Origin of the sequence: Nocardiopsis sp. NPDC007018, assembly GCF_040635075.1 — a bacterium.
In the GTDB taxonomy this organism is placed as follows: Bacteria; Actinomycetota; Actinomycetes; order Streptosporangiales; family Streptosporangiaceae; genus Nocardiopsis.
Genome location: NZ_JBEYHA010000001.1, coordinates 86756 through 101198 on the forward strand (window position 1 = coordinate 86756; position 14443 = coordinate 101198).

Below are 14443 nucleotides of genomic sequence, written 5' to 3' on the forward strand. Positions count from 1 at the left end.
GCCCTCGGTTCCCGACCACCCACGAGCCCACCCGGGAGTGCCCATGACCGCCGCCAGCGCAGACGCAGAGTTCCCCGTAGCCCGGCCGCGCCGACTGCGCCGGGGGCCGGCGCTGCGTCGGCTGGTGGCGGAGACCCGGGTGCTCCCGGAGAACCTCGTCCTGCCGATGTTCGTCAAGGAGGGGCTCTCCGAACCGGTGGCGATCTCCTCGATGCCCGGCCAGGTGCAGCACACCCGGGACAGCCTGCGCAAGGCGGCTCGTGAGGCGGTCGAGGCCGGGGTGGGCGGTCTGATGCTCTTCGGCATCCCCGAGCACAAGGACGCCGTGGGGTCGCAGGCCGACGACCCCGAGGGCGTGGTCCAGGTCGCCCTGCGCGACCTGGCCGCCGAGGTCGGCGACGACATCGTGGTGATGGCCGACCTCTGCCTGTGCGAGTACACCGACCACGGCCACTGCGGCCCCCTGGAGCAGGACGGGCACGTCAACAACGACCTCACCCTGGAGCGGTACGCGTCCATCGCCGCCGCTCAGGCCGAGGCCGGGGCGGCGGTGGTCGCGCCCAGCGGCATGATGGACGGCCAGGTCGGGGCGATCCGCGCCGGGCTGGACCGGGCCGGGTTCGCGCACGTCCCGATCCTCGCCTACGCCGCCAAGTACGCGTCCGTGTTCTACGGCCCCTTCCGCGAGGCGGCCGAGGGCGCGCCCCGGTTCGGTGACCGCTCCGGCTACCAGCAGGACCCGGCCAACGTCCGCGAGTCCCTGCGCGAGGTGGCCCTGGACGTCGCCGAGGGCGCCGACATGGTCATGGTCAAACCGGGCCTGGCCTACCTCGACGTGGTGGCCAAGGTCGCGGAGTCCTCTCCGGTTCCCGTGTCGGCCTACCAGGTCAGTGGTGAGTACGCGATGATCGAGGCGGCGGCCGAGCGCGGCTGGCTGGACCGAGAGCGGGCGATCCTGGAGACCCTGACCTCCTACCGGCGCGCGGGGGCCGAGCAGATCCTCACGTACTGGGCCACCGAGGCGGCCCGCCTGCTGCGCTGAGCGTCCAGGCCCACGCCCCGGTCGCGGCCGACGGGGTTCGGCCACCCTCCTCCCGGCCGCGCCCGCACCGACCACGACCGGGGAGTACCGCATGGCCGACGTGTTGTACCGACGTAAACGACGCCACGCCACCGACAGCATGGTGGAGTCGGCCCTGCGCTTCGCCGAGCTGGGCTGGCCGGTCGCGCGGGGCACCTCTCCGGGCGAGGACCGCGCGTGTACGTGCGACCGGATGGGCTGCCCGGACCCGGCGGCGCACCCGGTCAGCGCGGCCTGGGGCGTGGAGGCGAGCACCGACCCCGAGACCCTGCGCCGGTGGTGGACGGCCAGCCCCCGGGCGAACATCGTGCTTCCGACCGGCCGGGTCTTCGACGTGCTGGACGTTCCCCGTGAGGCCGGGGTGATGGCCCTGGCCCGCATGGGCCGCGCGGGCGTACCGGCGGGCCCGGTCGCCGCGCAGGACGCCCGCTACCTGTTCTTCGTGGCCACCCGGTCCCCGATGGACGAGGACGAGTGGTGGTCGTGCCACCTGGACTGCGTCCCCGAGGCGGTCGAGGCCATGCCGGGCCTGCGCTGGCACTGCCGGGACAGTTTCGTCATGGGTGCCCCCTCCGCGCTCACCTCGGGCGGCCGCGTCACCTGGATTCGCGCCCCCCGCGACCTTGAGGGCGCGGTGGTCCTGCCGGACCCGATCGCGGTCCTGGACATCCTCAACGACGCCAGCGAGGAGTTCGCGGCTCCCGGCGCCTGACCGCGCCGCGAACTCGACGAGGGGGACGAGCCCGGTCTGGCCCGGGCCCTGGCCTCGGTCGAGAGCACCCGCGAACCCCTGGCGGAACTCTGCGCGCACTGACGGTGCGACCGGGGCGGCTCAGTCGCGGTGGCCGCCGACCCACAGCGCCAGTGCCGTGCGGTCGCGCAGGTCCAGCTTGCGCAGGATGCTCGTCACGTGGTTCTTCGCCGTCCCCTCGGTGACGAACAGGGCCCGGGAGATCTCCCGGTTGGTGGCGCCCGTGCCCACCAGTCGCGCCACCTCCCACTCGCGTTCGGACAGCGGGGAGGGCCGTACCGGCGCGGCGCCCGGGGGCGCGGCCCGGGGTGCGTCGAGGGCGGCGACCAGGTGGTCCGCGGCGGAGCCGCCCAATACGGTCTCACCGCGCGCCGCCCGCCGAAGGGCCAGCACCAGCTCGTCGGGCGGGACGTCCTTGAGCAGGTGGCCGCGGGCGCCCGCGCGCAGCCCCGCGAAGACCAGGGCGTCGTCGTCGAACGTCGTGAGGATGACCGCGGGTACACCGGGGTGCTCGTCGCGCATACGGGTGACGAGTTCGATCCCGTCCATGCGCGGCATACGGGCGTCCACCAGGGCCACGTCGGGCGGCGGGTGCGAGGCGAGGAACTCCAGGGCCTCGACTCCGTCGGCGGCGTCCCCGACGACCTCGACGCCCTCCTCGATCTCCAGGAGCTTGCGCAGCCCACTCCTGAGGAGGATCTGGTCGTCCACGATCAGCACGGAGACCGGTCTCACGCGGCGCCCCCGACCACGGTCGGTGCGGTGCGGTCGGCGGGGACCGTCACGCTCAGCCGGAACCCTCCGCCGGGGAGGTTCTCCGCGCTGACCGCGCCCCCCACGGACGCCACCCGCTCGCGCAGGCCGCGCAGGCCGAACCCGCTCCGCGCGGCCCCCTCCTCGGCTCCGGTCCCGTTGTCGGACACCGCCACGAAGGCTCCCTCGGCGGTGGCGCCCACCTCCACGTCGACCCGGTCGCCGCCCGAGTGCCGCATCGCGTTGGTCAGCCCCTCCTGGACCGCCCGGTAACAGACCAGTTCGGCCTCCTGCGACAGGGACGGCCAGCCCCCGGGCTCGGCGTAGACGACACGCGCCCCGCCGCCGTCGAAGGACTCCGCCAGCGCCCGCATGGCCGCGCTCCCCGCTCGTCCCTCCAACTGGAGCGGGCGCAGGGCGCGCACCCATCGGCGGGTGTCGGTGAGGGCGTCCCGGGCCAGTTCGCGGGCCTGTTCCACCTCTTCCCAGGCCGCCTCGGGGCGCGCGGTGCGAAAGCGTACGGCGTTGGCGAGCGTCATGGTCAGCGCGGTGAGGTAGTGGCCGGTGCTGTCGTGCATCTCGCGGGACATCCGCGCCCGCTCCTCGGAGACGGTCAGCTCCCGCACCCGGTCCGCGTGGCGGCGCAGTTCGACGTGCGCCGCCTCCAGCTCGGCCAGCAGTTCACGGGTGCGCTCGGCCCGTTGGGAGGCCACGAGCAGGGCGACGTACACCAGGCCCGAGGCCAGGACGAGGAAGAGGGCGCTGCCGGTCGTCACCAGGCCGATGAGGAGCGGGTCGCCGGGGATCAGCAGGACCATCACGAGGTTCACGCCGCCGAGGAAGGCGGCGTAGCCGCAGGCGCCGGCCAGCCCGAACACCGCGATGGCGTTCATCGTGGCCAGGCACACCAGGATGAGCACGGTGTAGTTGTTGGAGGCCAGCGAGAACACGGACACGGCGAGGAAGAGGACGCTGCCGAGGCGGCGCCCCCACGGGGCGGAGGGCGACCAGGCCAGGAGCGGCCACAGGGCGCAGGAGGCCGCCAGGCACCCGACACTCACCGTGATCACGGCGTCGATCCGGGGGTCGCCGGAGGGGAAGGACTCCAGGCCCGCTAGGAACACGAAACCGTACGTCAGCGCGGTGGAGACGATCGCCGCCCAGAACAGCAGGTTGAGGACCCGGGGAGGTCCAAACGCGCGGGGGGCGACCCACGAGGAGAGGTCCGGCAGGGAATCGGTGCTCCGCATTCTTCGAGGGTAACGGGGAGGCGGCGCGGCGCCATGGGCCCCGGGTCATGGTCGCGGGCACGTTCGGGGCATGACCTCCGGCACGTCCGGTGGCTCCGCCGGGCCGTGACCGCCGCGTGCCCCGGGGTCGATGCGCCCGCCGGTCCCGTCTTCCTATCGTCGCCACCAGAACGATGCGGAGTGCGACCGGAGGGTGGGAACGCGATGGCGGCGAACACGGGAACGGCGGAGGCGAGGGGCGCGGTGCCCGTCCCCTGGGTCGGGGCGGCGTTCGCCACCCTGACAGCCCTGGTGGGGCTCGGGGTGACGGTGGCGTTGTGGGGTGAGATCCCGCAGACGGTGCCCAGCGGGAAGGTCGGGTTGGACGGCGAACCGACCATGACGCCGCGCTGGCTGTTCGCCTCGGCGGTGCCGGGGGTGGTCCTGTTGCTGGTCGCGGTGGTCACGGTCGGGGCGCGCGTCGGGTCGGGGTTTCAGCGGGCCCTCCGGCTGCCGGTGTTCTGGTCGCGGCGCTCGGCGGGCTGGCTGCTGGACCTGCACCTGGCACTCCTGTCCGGGTTCCTGCTCGCCGTTCACGTGGTCATCCTGTATTCGGAGTCCGGCCGCGACCTGCCGTTGGGCCCCGACCGCCTGGTGGCGCTGATCATGGCGGCGTTCCTGGTGGGCCTGGGCCTGCTGGTGCCGGTGGTGCGGACTCGGGAGGGGCGCGACACCCCCGCGACCCGCTGGTGGCGGCGGGCGCGCTGGCCGGTGGGCGGCGGGGTCGCCGCGGTCGGCGCGCTCACGGGGGCCGTGGGCCTGTTGGCGCCGGGGGCGCAGTGGGCTGCCGTGGCGCCGATGCTGTTGCTGCCGGTGATCCTGCTGGGCTGTGCGGTGCCCTTCCTGGGAGACCAGTCCTGGAGGGGGCCCGAGGAGCCCGCGTGACGTGCGGGCCCATGGAGGGCGCGGGGACCGTGTGGGGCCCCGCGCCGCCGGGCGTCCGCGAGGGGAATCGGAGGGCGCCGGGGGTCCCACGCGGGTGCGGGTCCCACACGGGTGCGGAGGCGCGCCTAGAGTTCCGTGGCGTTGACGACGACGCCGTCGTGGTCGCTGTAGAGCCACTCGCCGGGCACGAACGTCACGTCGCCGAAGGTGACCGGTACGTCCAGGCGCCCGGCGGCGTCCTTGAGGGACTTGCGGGGGTTGGAGCCCAGCGCCTTCACGCCCAGCTCCAACCGGCCCAGGGCGACCGTGTCGCGGACCACACCGTTGATGACGACCCCGGCCCAGCCGTTGCGTACGGCGGCCTCGGCGATCATGTCGCCCATCAGCGCGCTGCGCGGCGACCCGTTGCCGTCCACCACCAGGACGGCGCCCTCACCGGGGGTGTTCAGGACCTGTTTGACCAGACCGTTGTCCTCGTGGCAGCGGACGGTCCGGATCGGTCCCGAGAACACCGCGTGCCCTCCGAACTGCCGGAACTGCGTGGAGCAGCTCCTCAGCGTGTCGCCGTGGTCGTCGATCAGGTCCGCCGTGGTGAAGTCCGTGGCCATGACAGCTCCGGTCCGTGAGTGAGCGAGTGGTCGGCCCCAAGCTACTCGTCGGTACAGAGCGGTGCCCCGACCGGGAGGCGTGTTCTCCGGAACGCCCGGCCGTGTCTCTTTGGTCGACCAGCCGTGTCTCTTTCGTCGGTTTCGGGCCTTCGACGGCGCCAGGGGGGTCCGACGGATGACAGGATAAGGACCTTCCCGTCATCCGCTCGTGGGAGTCCCGTCACCGGGACGTCGCCCCGACTTCCCCCTGCCGTCAGGGCGGCTCTCCTCCCCGTACGACCCCTGGAGAGAGATGGTCTCCGAGATCTTCGCCGTCAGCGCCGCCTGGTCGCGCGCCATTATCGAGTTCGCCGAAGGACTCGACCCCTGGATGCAGACGGCCGCCGAATGGGGCACCGACCTGTTCCTCGGCGTGTTCGCGATCCTGTTCCTCCTGGCCTGGTGGCGAGCCCGGTCCGCCAACTCCCGCCTGGTCGGCCTCGCCCTCTTCGCGCCGGTGGCCACCGTCATCGCCTACACGGTCAGCCTGACCATCAAGTCGTTCTTCGAGCAGCTGCGGCCCTGCCAGGCCATGACGGATCTGAGCACGATCGCCACCTGTGACCCGATCGGCGACTGGTCCTTCCCGAGCAACCACGCCGCCATCGCCGGTGCCGCGGCCGCCGCCGTGATCATCGCCTGGCGCCGCTTCGCCGTCGCCGCCGTCATCTTCGCCCTCCTGGAGGCCTTCTCCCGGGTCCTCGTCGGCGCCCACTACCCGCACGACGTCACCGTGGGCCTGGTCGTCGGCGCCCTCGTCGCCACCCTGGTCTCCCTCCTGGCCGCCCGCCCGATGACCGCGCTCGTCGACAAGCTGGCGGAGAACGACCGCCTGCGCCCCCTCCTCCTCGCCGAGGCCCCCGCGCGCGGCCCCGAGGCCGGACGCGTCCGCGAGAACGCCCACAGCGACGCCTGACCCGTCCGCCCCCCACGCGCGCCCCGTCCCCCCGGCGGGGCGCGCGTGCGTCGCGGGACCGAGGGTTGGCTGCCCCGTGCTCGTGGCATGCTTCCCCTGTGTGGTTTTTCCGCGAGAAACCGCGACCAAGCCACCGAACGACAGGGGAGTGATGCCCGATGCTGCTGAGTTTCCGCGTGGAGAACCACAAGTCCATCCGTGAGGAACAGCAACTCCTGCTCACCCCCGTCTACGACGACGCCCGCCCCGAATCCGCCGACTGGGAGGCCGTCACCGTCGCGGGAGTCTTCGGAGCCAACGCCTCCGGGAAGTCCAACCTGCTCGACGCGCTGGCCTTCATGCGGGACACCGTTCGCTGGTCCATGAACAACGCGGAACCCGGCGGCGGCATCGCCCGAGTCCCCTTCGCTCTGGACACGGAGTCGGCCAGTGAGCCATCGATCTTCGTGGTCGACCTCAAGCTCTCCGGAGTACGACACACCTACGGCTTCGCCATCGACGACGAACGTGTGACTGAGGAGTGGTTGTACACGTATCCGAAGGGTCGCAGGCGTGTTCTCTTCGAGCGTGACGGTGCGGAGTTCACGTTCGGGGACAGCACTCCGGCCAAGCTTCGGCAGGTCAAAGACATCACTGGTCCGAACATCCTCTTCCTGACCATCGCCGCGCGCGCCTCCAACGAGGATGTCGAACCGATCTACCGGTGGTTCTCCGACGACCTCACCTTCGCGGAGGAACGTCGCCCGGGGCCTCCGGCGTGGCTGACGCGGCAAAGTGTGTCCGAGGACCGGATGGTCCACCTGAGCGAACTCCTGAAGTCCGCCGGTACCGGGGTGCGATCGGTGGAGTTGGAACCGGCGCCGGTCTCCGGAGAAACGAGCACGCCCTTCCTGTGGTACTCCTACGGAGCGCGGGACCCCCACCCGAAGGGGATCGATTCCAGATTCCGGGAGTCCCTGACCAGGCGCGCGCTCGCCCGCGAAGGGAAGCGGGCGGCCGCCGCCAACGCTTCTCACTGGATCACACGGATCACCCCGCCGGGACTGCTGTTCCACCACGAGGGCGACGAGTGCGCCCGACCACTCACCTGGGACGAGGAGTCCAAGGGCACCCGTACCCTCGCCGCCCTCGGGTACGAGGCGCAGCGAACCCTCGAAACGGGTGGTGTCCTGCTGGTCGACGAGATCGACGCCAGCCTGCACCCCTACCTCTCCGCCCGGGTGATCGCCCTGTTCCAGGACGAGGAACAGAACCCCCACGGTGCCCAGCTGGTCTTCACCAGCCACGACGCCGCCCTGCTCGGACGCGTGCGCGGTGAGGAAGTGCTCATGCGCGACCACATCTGGTTCGTGGACAAGGACGACCGGGGCCGCTCCACTCTCTACCCGCTGAGTGACTTCAAGCCCAGGGGGGACGACAGCCGGGCCCGCCGCTACCTCGTCGGCCGCTACGGGGCGGTCCCCGACATCGACGACGAGTTGTTCCGGGCGGCTCTGAGCCGTCGTGAGGCCGCACTCGCGACCTGGGGCGTCTCAGAGTGAGCAAACGGGCCAAACGGGAGCGTGAGACCTCTCTCCGGCGTCGGGCTCCCCGCCGCGAGGAACGGCGTGTCTACCTGATCGTCTGCGAGGGAGAGACCGAGAAGGGCTACTTCGACTCCATGCGCGGGCACGACGGGGTCCGCGTCCACACGGTGCGGGTCCGGCGGGCCAAACACCCCCAGAGGGAGCGGGTCCTGCGTGCCGCCGAGGACGCTGGAGGCGACGACTACACCGGGGTCTGGGCGGTCTTCGACACGGACGGGGACGACGTCACCGAACTCTGCCGCGAGGCCGCACGCCAGGGTGTCGAGACGGCCTGCTCCACGCCCACCTTCGAAACCTGGCTGCTCCTCCACCTCGGCGACCACCGGGCGGCGCTCGGCTCCGGAGCCAAGGCCGAGAAGGCCCTCCAAGCCCTCCTTCCCTCCTGGAGCAAGGGCCGCACCCGGTTCGAGGACTTCGCGCACGGCCTCCAGGACGCCGTCGAGCGTGCCGAACTCCTCCCTCCCGGAGGGGACCCCAGCACCGGGGTGCACCGCCTCATCCGCGTGATCCTGCGGGAGTGAACCGCGCGCCCCCGCCACGCGCGCCCCGCCCCCCGCGGGCGCGCGTGCGTTGCGGGGCGGGTCACGGTCGCCGGGCGGGACACAGCTGACACACTGGTGAGGTGGGTACTCAACAGACTTCAGCAGAGCTCTTCCAGCGGGCGGCCAACGTCGTCCCCGGCGGCGTGAACTCGCCCGTCCGCGCCTTCGGGGCGGTCGGCGGCACCCCGCCGTTCTTCGTCAAGGGCGAAGGCCCCTACCTCACGGACTCCGACGGGCGCCGGTACGTCGACCTCGTCTGCTCGTGGGGGCCGCTCGTCCTGGGGCACGCCGCCCCGAGCGTGGTGGAGGCCCTGCACGCGGCCGTCGACGCCGGGACCTCCTACGGTGCCCCGACCCCCGGCGAGGTGGAGCTGGCCGAGCTGATCGTCGAGCGCACCCCCGTCGAGAAGGTCCGGCTGGTCAACTCCGGTACCGAGGCCACCATGTCCGCGATCCGCCTCGCGCGCGGGTTCACCGGGCGCAGCAAGATCGTCAAGTTCGCGGGTAACTACCACGGCCACGTGGACGCCCTCCTGGCCGCCGCCGGATCGGGGCTGGCCACCTTCGCCCTCCCCGACTCCCCGGGCGTCACCGGTGCCAGCGCCGCCGACACCCTGGTGCTGCCCTACAACGACGTCGAGGCCGTGGAGCGCGCCTTCGCCGAGCACGGCGACGAGATCGCCTGCGTGATCGCCGAGGCCTGCCCCGCCAACATGGGTGTCGTCCCGCCCCGGGCCGGGTTCAACGCCCGCCTCAAGGAGATCGCGCACGCCCACGGTGCGCTGCTGATCCTGGACGAGGTCCTCACCGGGTTCCGGGTCAGCGCCTCCGGTTGGTTCGGCCTGGAGGGCGTGGCCCCCGACCTCGTGACCTTCGGCAAGGTCATGGGAGGCGGCCTGCCCGCGGCGGCGTTCGGCGGCCGCGCCGAGATCATGGACCGGCTCGCCCCGAACGGACCCGTCTACCAGGCGGGCACCCTCTCCGGTAACCCGCTGGCCACCGCGGCCGGGCTGGCCACCCTGCGCGGCGCGACCCCCGAGGTGTACGCGCACATCGACCGGGTCTCCGCCCGCGTCGAGGCGGAGGTCTCCAAGGCGCTCGCCGCCGAGGGCGTGACCCACCGCGTCCAGGGCGGCGGCAACCTCTTCACGGTGTTCTTCACCGACGCCGAGGTCACCGACTTCGACAGCGCCCGCACCACGGACACCCGGGTGTTCGCCGCGTTCTTCCACGCCATGCTCGAACAGGGCGTCTACCTTCCGCCCGCCGCGTTCGAAGCGTGGTTCTTCTCCTCCGCACACGACGAGGCCGCCGTGGACAGGGTGGTCGGGGCCCTGCCCGCGGCCGCCCGGGCGGCGGCACGGGCCCAGTCCCAGGGCTGAACCGACCCGCACCCCGGAAGGAAGTACCTCCACGATGACCACGACCACCGTCGTCCACCTGCTCCGGCACGGAGAGGTGTTCAACCCCGACAAGGTCCTGTACGGCAGACTCCCCGACTACCACCTGAGCGACCGGGGGCAGCGGATGGCCGAGATGGCCGCCGAGTGGTTCGAGGGCCACGACATCGCGGCCCTGTACTCGTCACCGCTGGACCGTACGCAGGAGACGGCCGTACCGCTCCAGAAGGCCTTCGACCTCCCGGTCAGCCTCGACGACCGCCTGATCGAGGCGGCCAACAAGTTCGAGGGGATGTCGCTGTCCTCCAAGTCGGCGCGGGACCCCCAGGTGCTCAAGCGCCTGTACAACCCCTTCCGGCCCTCGTGGGGCGAGCCCTACCAGGACATCGTCGACCGCATGGTCGAGGTCATCAAGGTCGTGCGCCGGGCCGCCTGGGGCCGCGAGGCCGTGTGTGTCAGCCACCAGCTGCCGATCTGGATGGCCCGTCGCGCCGCCGAGGGCAGGCGGCTGTGGCACCGACCCGACCTGCGGGAATGTAACCTCGCCAGCGTCACGTCGCTGACCTTCGCGGATCAGCGGCTGGCCAGTGTCAGCTACGCCGAACCGGCCGCCGTGCTCTACGGCGACGGTCCGTCTCTTCCCGGGGCGTGATCCGGCCGGGTTGCCCGTAGCGGTAAGCTGGGCCCACGGGTGCGGTAGACGTGTGTACCAGTGACCGTCGTCCTCCCCGGGGCCCGCCCCGGTCGCACCGGCCACCCGCGCCCCGTGCGCGTGTGCCCGGGCGAGCCCAGCAACCGCATCCGAGCCAGCAGGTGTTCGTCACCAGTGGTTCGGCATGTCCGTACTCACTCGTCAGCGAGAAGGTGATCCCATGGGTTCCGTCATCAAGAAGCGCCGCAAGCGGATGGCGAAGAAGAAGCACCGCAAGCTGCTCAAGCGCACGCGTGTGGCGCGTCGCAACAAGAAGTAGGAGCGTTCGCGACGTAGGTCGTCTCTCCGCGGGCGCGGGCGGGCCGTTGGCACGCCCCGGACGCGGAGACACTTCACTTTCCCTGCCCGGCCCCGGCCGGAGCGGCGGAATTTTCCGGGTGCACGACTGTTGTGGAACACAGGTCACCGTCACCGGGTCGCCTCCTCGGAGAGGTGAGCGGTCCGTGGCCCATCCGGATCACCACCGTCTCCTTCCAAGGAACGTGTCTCCATGGCTCGTGTCGTACTCGTCACCGGGGTCTCCAGCCCCCTCGCGGCCGGGGTCGCCCGGACCCTGAGCCGGGGGCCCGGTGTCGACCGGGTGATCGGCGTGGACTCCGCCCCCGTGCCGCACGGCGCCCCGGGCGTCGAGTACCAGCACGTCGACCTGCACGACGGCAGCCTGGACCGCATCGTGGCCGAGTCCGGCGCCGACCTGGTCCTGCACCTCGGTCTGGACGCCGGCGACGACCCCAACCGGGAGGAGAACCTCCTGGGCACCATGCGGGTCCTGGGCGCCGCCCAGCGCTCGTCCACCGTCCGCCGCCTGGTGGTGCGTTCCAGCGCCACCCTTGACGCCGACGACGCGGCGGAGGTCGAGCGGCACACGCGCGGTCTCCAGCGCCGCCGCCCGGACCTGTCCGTGGCCGTCCTGAGGTTCGCGAACCTCATCGGCCCTTCGGTGGACACCCCGCTCACCCGTTATCTGGACTCCCGTGTCGTGCCCACCGTGATGGGCCGCGATCCGCGCGTGCAGTTCCTGCACGAGGACGACGGGGCCGAGGCGCTGGTGCGCATGGCGCTCAGCGACCGGACCGGTTTCTTCGACGTCTCCGGGGCAGACGCGGTCCCGCTCTCCCACTGCCTGCGCCGCGTGGGCGGCCAGCGTCTGCCGGTCCCCGCGCGTGGCCTGCGCGTCCTGCGCGGGGTGGCCCGGCACGGCCGGATCGACTACGCCAGCTCCAGCGCCGCCCGGGCGGTGCGAGCGGGGCTGGAGGCGTCCCGTCTGGACCCGGCGCCGCTGAGCCGGGCCCTGGAGTGGTCCCCGGCCTACAGCTCCATCGAGGCCTTCGAGTCGTACGCGCACGGGCGTCGCGGCGCGCCCCGGGGCGGTCGGTCCCGTGGGGCCGGGCTCCGCCCGATCCACGTCATCGCCCTGGCCCGGGCCACGTTGGGCCGCTAGCGGCCGGAGCGCGGCCCAAGGTGGCCGGAGCTCCCTGCCACGGACGGCGCGGGCGCGGCACGCCGGGGGCGGCGTCGACCCCCTCAGTGCTCGTCCAACTCAGTGCTCGTCCAACTCAGTGCTCGTCCAACTCGTCCGCCCAGGCGCGCAGTCCGGCGGCGAACCCCTCCCGGTCGCGTGCGGACAGCCGCTCCATCGCCCGTCGCAGCGGCGCGGCCCGTGCCGCCACCAGCGACTCCACGGAGCGCCGGTGGTCGTCGGCCAGGCTCAGCAGGGTGCGTCTGCGGTTGTCCGGGTCCTCCTGGGCGACCACCAGCCCCGCCCGTCTGAGGTCCCCGGCCAGTTCGCTGGCGGTGGGCAGTGACACCGACATGCGCCGGGCCAGTTCGGACACGCCGACCGACGCGACCACGGCCAGCTGCGCGAGCGCTCCGCCGTGGCGCGCGGTGAGTCCGTGCCGTGAGAACACCTCCGCGACGTCGGGGGGCATCTCCGCGCGTACCCGCCGAAAGTAGACCTCCAACCGCGGTACGACGCCCAGCTCCGCCACGAGCTGGCGGTCCCGTTCGTCGGGCGTGTCCGGTGTCCCGTCTCCGGTCGTGTCGTCGATCATGTGGTGTGTGTTCTCCAACTGTTGGTGAATCCGAAGCTTCGGGTTAGGGTACGGGCACGGGCCGGGACCTCCGCGCCCGGGCTGCCGGAGGAGAGGCCCGCCATGCCCAGGAACCCCGGGGAGCCCGCCGGGAGCGGTTTCCTCGACCCGCTTCCGTACGGCTACGTGTACGTCGGAGCCCGTGTGGCGCCTCCCTCCCGGGGCCCCTTCGTCCGGCGCGACCGGGAGCGCGAACGCGTCCTGGCGCGGTTCCGGGTGCTCTCCGAGGAGCTGGAGGATCTGCCGGCGGTGGTGTCCAGCACCGTGTACGAGGCCGTGTTCATGCCCCCGTTGGAGGGGGCGCCGCGCTTCGACGCCGTCCTGATCGTCACCGTGGCCACTCCCGCCGACGTGGCCCGGGTGCTGACCAGCGCCCCCTACCGCCAGCTGGACGGCGAACTCGTGATGACCGCTCGTAACACGCGGCGGATCGGGGAGACCGGCGACGACCCCTCGGCGGTGTTCCTCCTCAACCACTTCACCGCTCCCGACCCCGAACGGGCGGTGGCCGTCTGGGAGGAGCTGGCCCGCTGGTACGTCGACCGGTTGGGGGTGGACAACTCCACCCTGCTCCAGCCGCTGGACGACGCGTCCTGGACGCTCGTGAACCACGTGCGCCTGCCGGGCGGGCCGGTGCGCTTCCTGCTCGCCCAGATCACGAGGCCCGACTTCTTCCGGCGGGTGCGCTCGACGCTACGGGCCGAGGGCATGCGGGCCCGTCCCGTCTTCTACCGGCGCCGGTGAGGCCGGTGCCGGACGACGGCCCCAGGCCGGGCGCGCGGGCCGTACGGGGCCCTGGGCGGCCGTGCGGCGGCCTCCTGGTGGTTCGGTCGTGCTCAGCGCGGCGCGAGCGCTCTGCGGTGTCTGACGGCGCGCACCGCCACGGCTCCGGCCACCGCGCCCGCGACGGCGGCGGGCAGGGCCACCTTCAGCGCGGCCCGGTGCTTGCGGAAGTCGTGCACCGGCCACTCGTGGGTACGGGCGTAGCGGCGCAGGTCCCCGTCCGGGTTGACGGCGTGCGGGTCCCCGACCAGCGACAGCAGGGGCAGGTCGTTCGAGGAGTCGCTGTAGGCGGAACAGGCGGACAGGTCCCACCCCTCCCGGCGAGCCAGCGCGCGCACCGCGACGGCCTTGGCCGGACCGTGCATGAGGTCGCCGTTGAGCCGCCCGGTGTACACGCCGTCCACGCACTCGGCCTCGGTGCCGAGCGCACCGGTCAGTCCGAGGCGGCGGCGGATGATCTGGGCCAGTTCCACCGGTGTCGCGGTGACGAGCCACACCGGGCGGCCAGCGTCCAGGTGCTCCTGGACGAGGGCGCGGGTGCCCTCCCAGATCCGGTCGGCCATGGTGTCGTCGTAGATCTCCTCGCACAGGGTGACCAGGTCCTCGACGTCGTGTCCGGCGACGAAGGCGAGGGCGGCCTCGCGGGCCGCGTTGATGTGCTCGGGCTGCTCGCTGCCGGTCACCCGGAACACCGTCTGTCCCCACGCGAACCGCATGAGGTCGCGGGTGGTGAACAGGTCGCGGGAGGCGAGGCCGCGGGCGAAGTGGTAGATCGACGCGCCCCGCATGAGTGTGTTGTCCACGTCGAAGAAAGCGGCTCCGGGGCCGACCGGTTTCGGGGAAACGGCGTCGTGTGACACGGTTCTCTCCTGGCTGTGGTGGGGGAGGCAGCCCTCCGGATGTCCGGGGTGGCGCTTCCCCGCGTACTGCGAGCCTATGGCCCCCCGTGGGCGCTGCGCGGCGACAGGGCGACGGCGTGAAAGCTGGTGATGAAGATCACAGTGT

General features: G+C 72.4%; 16 protein-coding genes. 11 read left to right on the forward strand and 5 right to left on the reverse strand.

What is annotated here, in order from left to right; translation table 11 throughout:
* Positions 1-43 precede the first annotated feature (43 nt).
* Positions 44-1042, forward strand: a complete 999-nt coding sequence (gene hemB, locus ABZ635_RS00375; RefSeq protein ID WP_357756592.1) for a porphobilinogen synthase — start codon at positions 44-46, stop codon at positions 1040-1042.
* 91 nt (positions 1043-1133) lie between these two features.
* The gene (locus ABZ635_RS00380) at positions 1134-1793 is read left to right on the forward strand and encodes a bifunctional DNA primase/polymerase (RefSeq protein WP_357756595.1); all 660 of its coding nucleotides are present in this window, start codon (positions 1134-1136) and stop codon (positions 1791-1793) included.
* Between the two features lie 120 nt (positions 1794-1913).
* On the opposite strand, the gene ABZ635_RS00385 is transcribed toward ABZ635_RS00380, so the two are convergent.
* Positions 1914-2567, reverse strand: coding sequence for a response regulator transcription factor (locus tag ABZ635_RS00385; protein ID WP_357756597.1), 654 nt, complete (start codon positions 2565-2567; stop codon positions 1914-1916).
* A complete protein-coding gene (locus ABZ635_RS00390; RefSeq protein ID WP_357756600.1) occupies positions 2564-3835 on the reverse strand; it encodes a sensor histidine kinase in 1272 nt (423 codons plus the stop codon). The genes ABZ635_RS00385 and ABZ635_RS00390 overlap by 4 nt, the downstream gene beginning before the upstream one ends.
* A 204-nt stretch (positions 3836-4039) precedes the next feature.
* Between ABZ635_RS00390 and ABZ635_RS00395 the strand changes: the two genes are divergently transcribed.
* Positions 4040-4759 carry a hypothetical protein gene (locus tag ABZ635_RS00395; protein ID WP_357756603.1) on the forward strand — a complete coding sequence of 240 codons (720 nt, stop codon included), beginning with the start codon at positions 4040-4042 and terminating at the stop codon, positions 4757-4759.
* 125 nt (positions 4760-4884) lie between these two features.
* On the opposite strand, the gene rraA is transcribed toward ABZ635_RS00395, so the two are convergent.
* Positions 4885-5367: a ribonuclease E activity regulator RraA gene (gene rraA / locus ABZ635_RS00400; protein ID WP_357756605.1), complete on the reverse strand. Its 483-nt coding sequence runs from the start codon at positions 5365-5367 to the stop codon at positions 4885-4887.
* 292 nt (positions 5368-5659) lie between these two features.
* Here rraA and ABZ635_RS00405 point away from each other — a divergent pair, with 292 nt between their 5' ends.
* The 7 genes from ABZ635_RS00405 to ABZ635_RS00435 all read left to right on the forward strand — a co-directional run bounded on the left by ABZ635_RS00405 (position 5660) and on the right by ABZ635_RS00435 (position 12003).
* The gene (locus tag ABZ635_RS00405) at positions 5660-6322 is read left to right on the forward strand and encodes a phosphatase PAP2 family protein (protein WP_357756608.1); all 663 of its coding nucleotides are present in this window, start codon (positions 5660-5662) and stop codon (positions 6320-6322) included.
* Positions 6323-6480: 158 nt separating this feature from the next.
* On the forward strand, positions 6481-7863 hold the full coding sequence (locus tag ABZ635_RS00410; RefSeq protein ID WP_357756611.1) for an ATP-binding protein: 1383 nt from the start codon (positions 6481-6483) through the stop codon (positions 7861-7863).
* The gene (locus ABZ635_RS00415) at positions 7860-8429 is read left to right on the forward strand and encodes an RloB family protein (protein ID WP_357756614.1); all 570 of its coding nucleotides are present in this window, start codon (positions 7860-7862) and stop codon (positions 8427-8429) included. The genes ABZ635_RS00410 and ABZ635_RS00415 overlap by 4 nt, the downstream gene beginning before the upstream one ends.
* 101 nt (positions 8430-8530) lie before the next feature.
* Positions 8531-9832, forward strand: coding sequence for a glutamate-1-semialdehyde 2,1-aminomutase (gene hemL, locus ABZ635_RS00420; RefSeq protein ID WP_357756617.1), 1302 nt, complete (start codon positions 8531-8533; stop codon positions 9830-9832).
* A 34-nt stretch (positions 9833-9866) separates the two neighbouring features.
* Entirely contained in the window at positions 9867-10502 is a 636-nt protein-coding gene (locus ABZ635_RS00425; protein ID WP_357756620.1) for a histidine phosphatase family protein, read from the forward strand.
* Between the two features lie 220 nt (positions 10503-10722).
* Positions 10723-10821, forward strand: a complete 99-nt coding sequence (locus ABZ635_RS00430; RefSeq protein WP_013155353.1) for an AURKAIP1/COX24 domain-containing protein — start codon at positions 10723-10725, stop codon at positions 10819-10821.
* Between the two features lie 231 nt (positions 10822-11052).
* Positions 11053-12003: an NAD-dependent epimerase/dehydratase family protein gene (locus ABZ635_RS00435; RefSeq protein WP_357756622.1), complete on the forward strand. Its 951-nt coding sequence runs from the start codon at positions 11053-11055 to the stop codon at positions 12001-12003.
* Positions 12004-12118: 115 nt separating this feature from the next.
* Here the strand turns inward: ABZ635_RS00435 and ABZ635_RS00440 are convergent, their stop codons facing one another.
* Positions 12119-12616, reverse strand: coding sequence for a MarR family transcriptional regulator (locus tag ABZ635_RS00440; RefSeq protein WP_357756625.1), 498 nt, complete (start codon positions 12614-12616; stop codon positions 12119-12121).
* Between the two features lie 102 nt (positions 12617-12718).
* On the opposite strand from ABZ635_RS00440, the gene ABZ635_RS00445 reads away from it, so the two are divergent.
* Positions 12719-13399 carry a hypothetical protein gene (locus ABZ635_RS00445; protein ID WP_357756628.1) on the forward strand — a complete coding sequence of 227 codons (681 nt, stop codon included), beginning with the start codon at positions 12719-12721 and terminating at the stop codon, positions 13397-13399.
* A 92-nt stretch (positions 13400-13491) separates the two neighbouring features.
* Here the strand turns inward: ABZ635_RS00445 and ABZ635_RS00450 are convergent, their stop codons facing one another.
* Positions 13492-14298 carry an HAD-IB family hydrolase gene (locus tag ABZ635_RS00450; RefSeq protein WP_357756630.1) on the reverse strand — a complete coding sequence of 269 codons (807 nt, stop codon included), beginning with the start codon at positions 14296-14298 and terminating at the stop codon, positions 13492-13494.
* Positions 14299-14443: the final 145 nt, after the last annotated feature.

Bases quoted from the DNA above. Each gene is read 5' to 3' on its own strand.
- hemB (WP_357756592.1), top strand. From the start codon at position 44: ATGACCGCCGCCAGCGCAGACGCAGAGTTCCCCGTAGCCCGGCCGCGC.
- ABZ635_RS00380 (WP_357756595.1), top strand. From the start codon at position 1,134: ATGGCCGACGTGTTGTACCGACGTAAACGACGCCACGCCACCGACAGC.
- ABZ635_RS00390 (WP_357756600.1), bottom strand. From the start codon at position 3,835: ATGCGGAGCACCGATTCCCTGCCGGACCTCTCCTCGTGGGTCGCCCCC.
- ABZ635_RS00395 (WP_357756603.1), top strand. From the start codon at position 4,040: ATGGCGGCGAACACGGGAACGGCGGAGGCGAGGGGCGCGGTGCCCGTC.
- rraA (WP_357756605.1), bottom strand. From the start codon at position 5,367: ATGGCCACGGACTTCACCACGGCGGACCTGATCGACGACCACGGCGAC.
- ABZ635_RS00405 (WP_357756608.1), top strand. From the start codon at position 5,660: ATGGTCTCCGAGATCTTCGCCGTCAGCGCCGCCTGGTCGCGCGCCATT.
- ABZ635_RS00410 (WP_357756611.1), top strand. From the start codon at position 6,481: ATGCTGCTGAGTTTCCGCGTGGAGAACCACAAGTCCATCCGTGAGGAA.
- ABZ635_RS00425 (WP_357756620.1), top strand. From the start codon at position 9,867: ATGACCACGACCACCGTCGTCCACCTGCTCCGGCACGGAGAGGTGTTC.
- ABZ635_RS00430 (WP_013155353.1), top strand. From the start codon at position 10,723: ATGGGTTCCGTCATCAAGAAGCGCCGCAAGCGGATGGCGAAGAAGAAG.
- ABZ635_RS00435 (WP_357756622.1), top strand. From the start codon at position 11,053: ATGGCTCGTGTCGTACTCGTCACCGGGGTCTCCAGCCCCCTCGCGGCC.
- ABZ635_RS00440 (WP_357756625.1), bottom strand. From the start codon at position 12,616: ATGATCGACGACACGACCGGAGACGGGACACCGGACACGCCCGACGAA.
- ABZ635_RS00445 (WP_357756628.1), top strand. From the start codon at position 12,719: ATGCCCAGGAACCCCGGGGAGCCCGCCGGGAGCGGTTTCCTCGACCCG.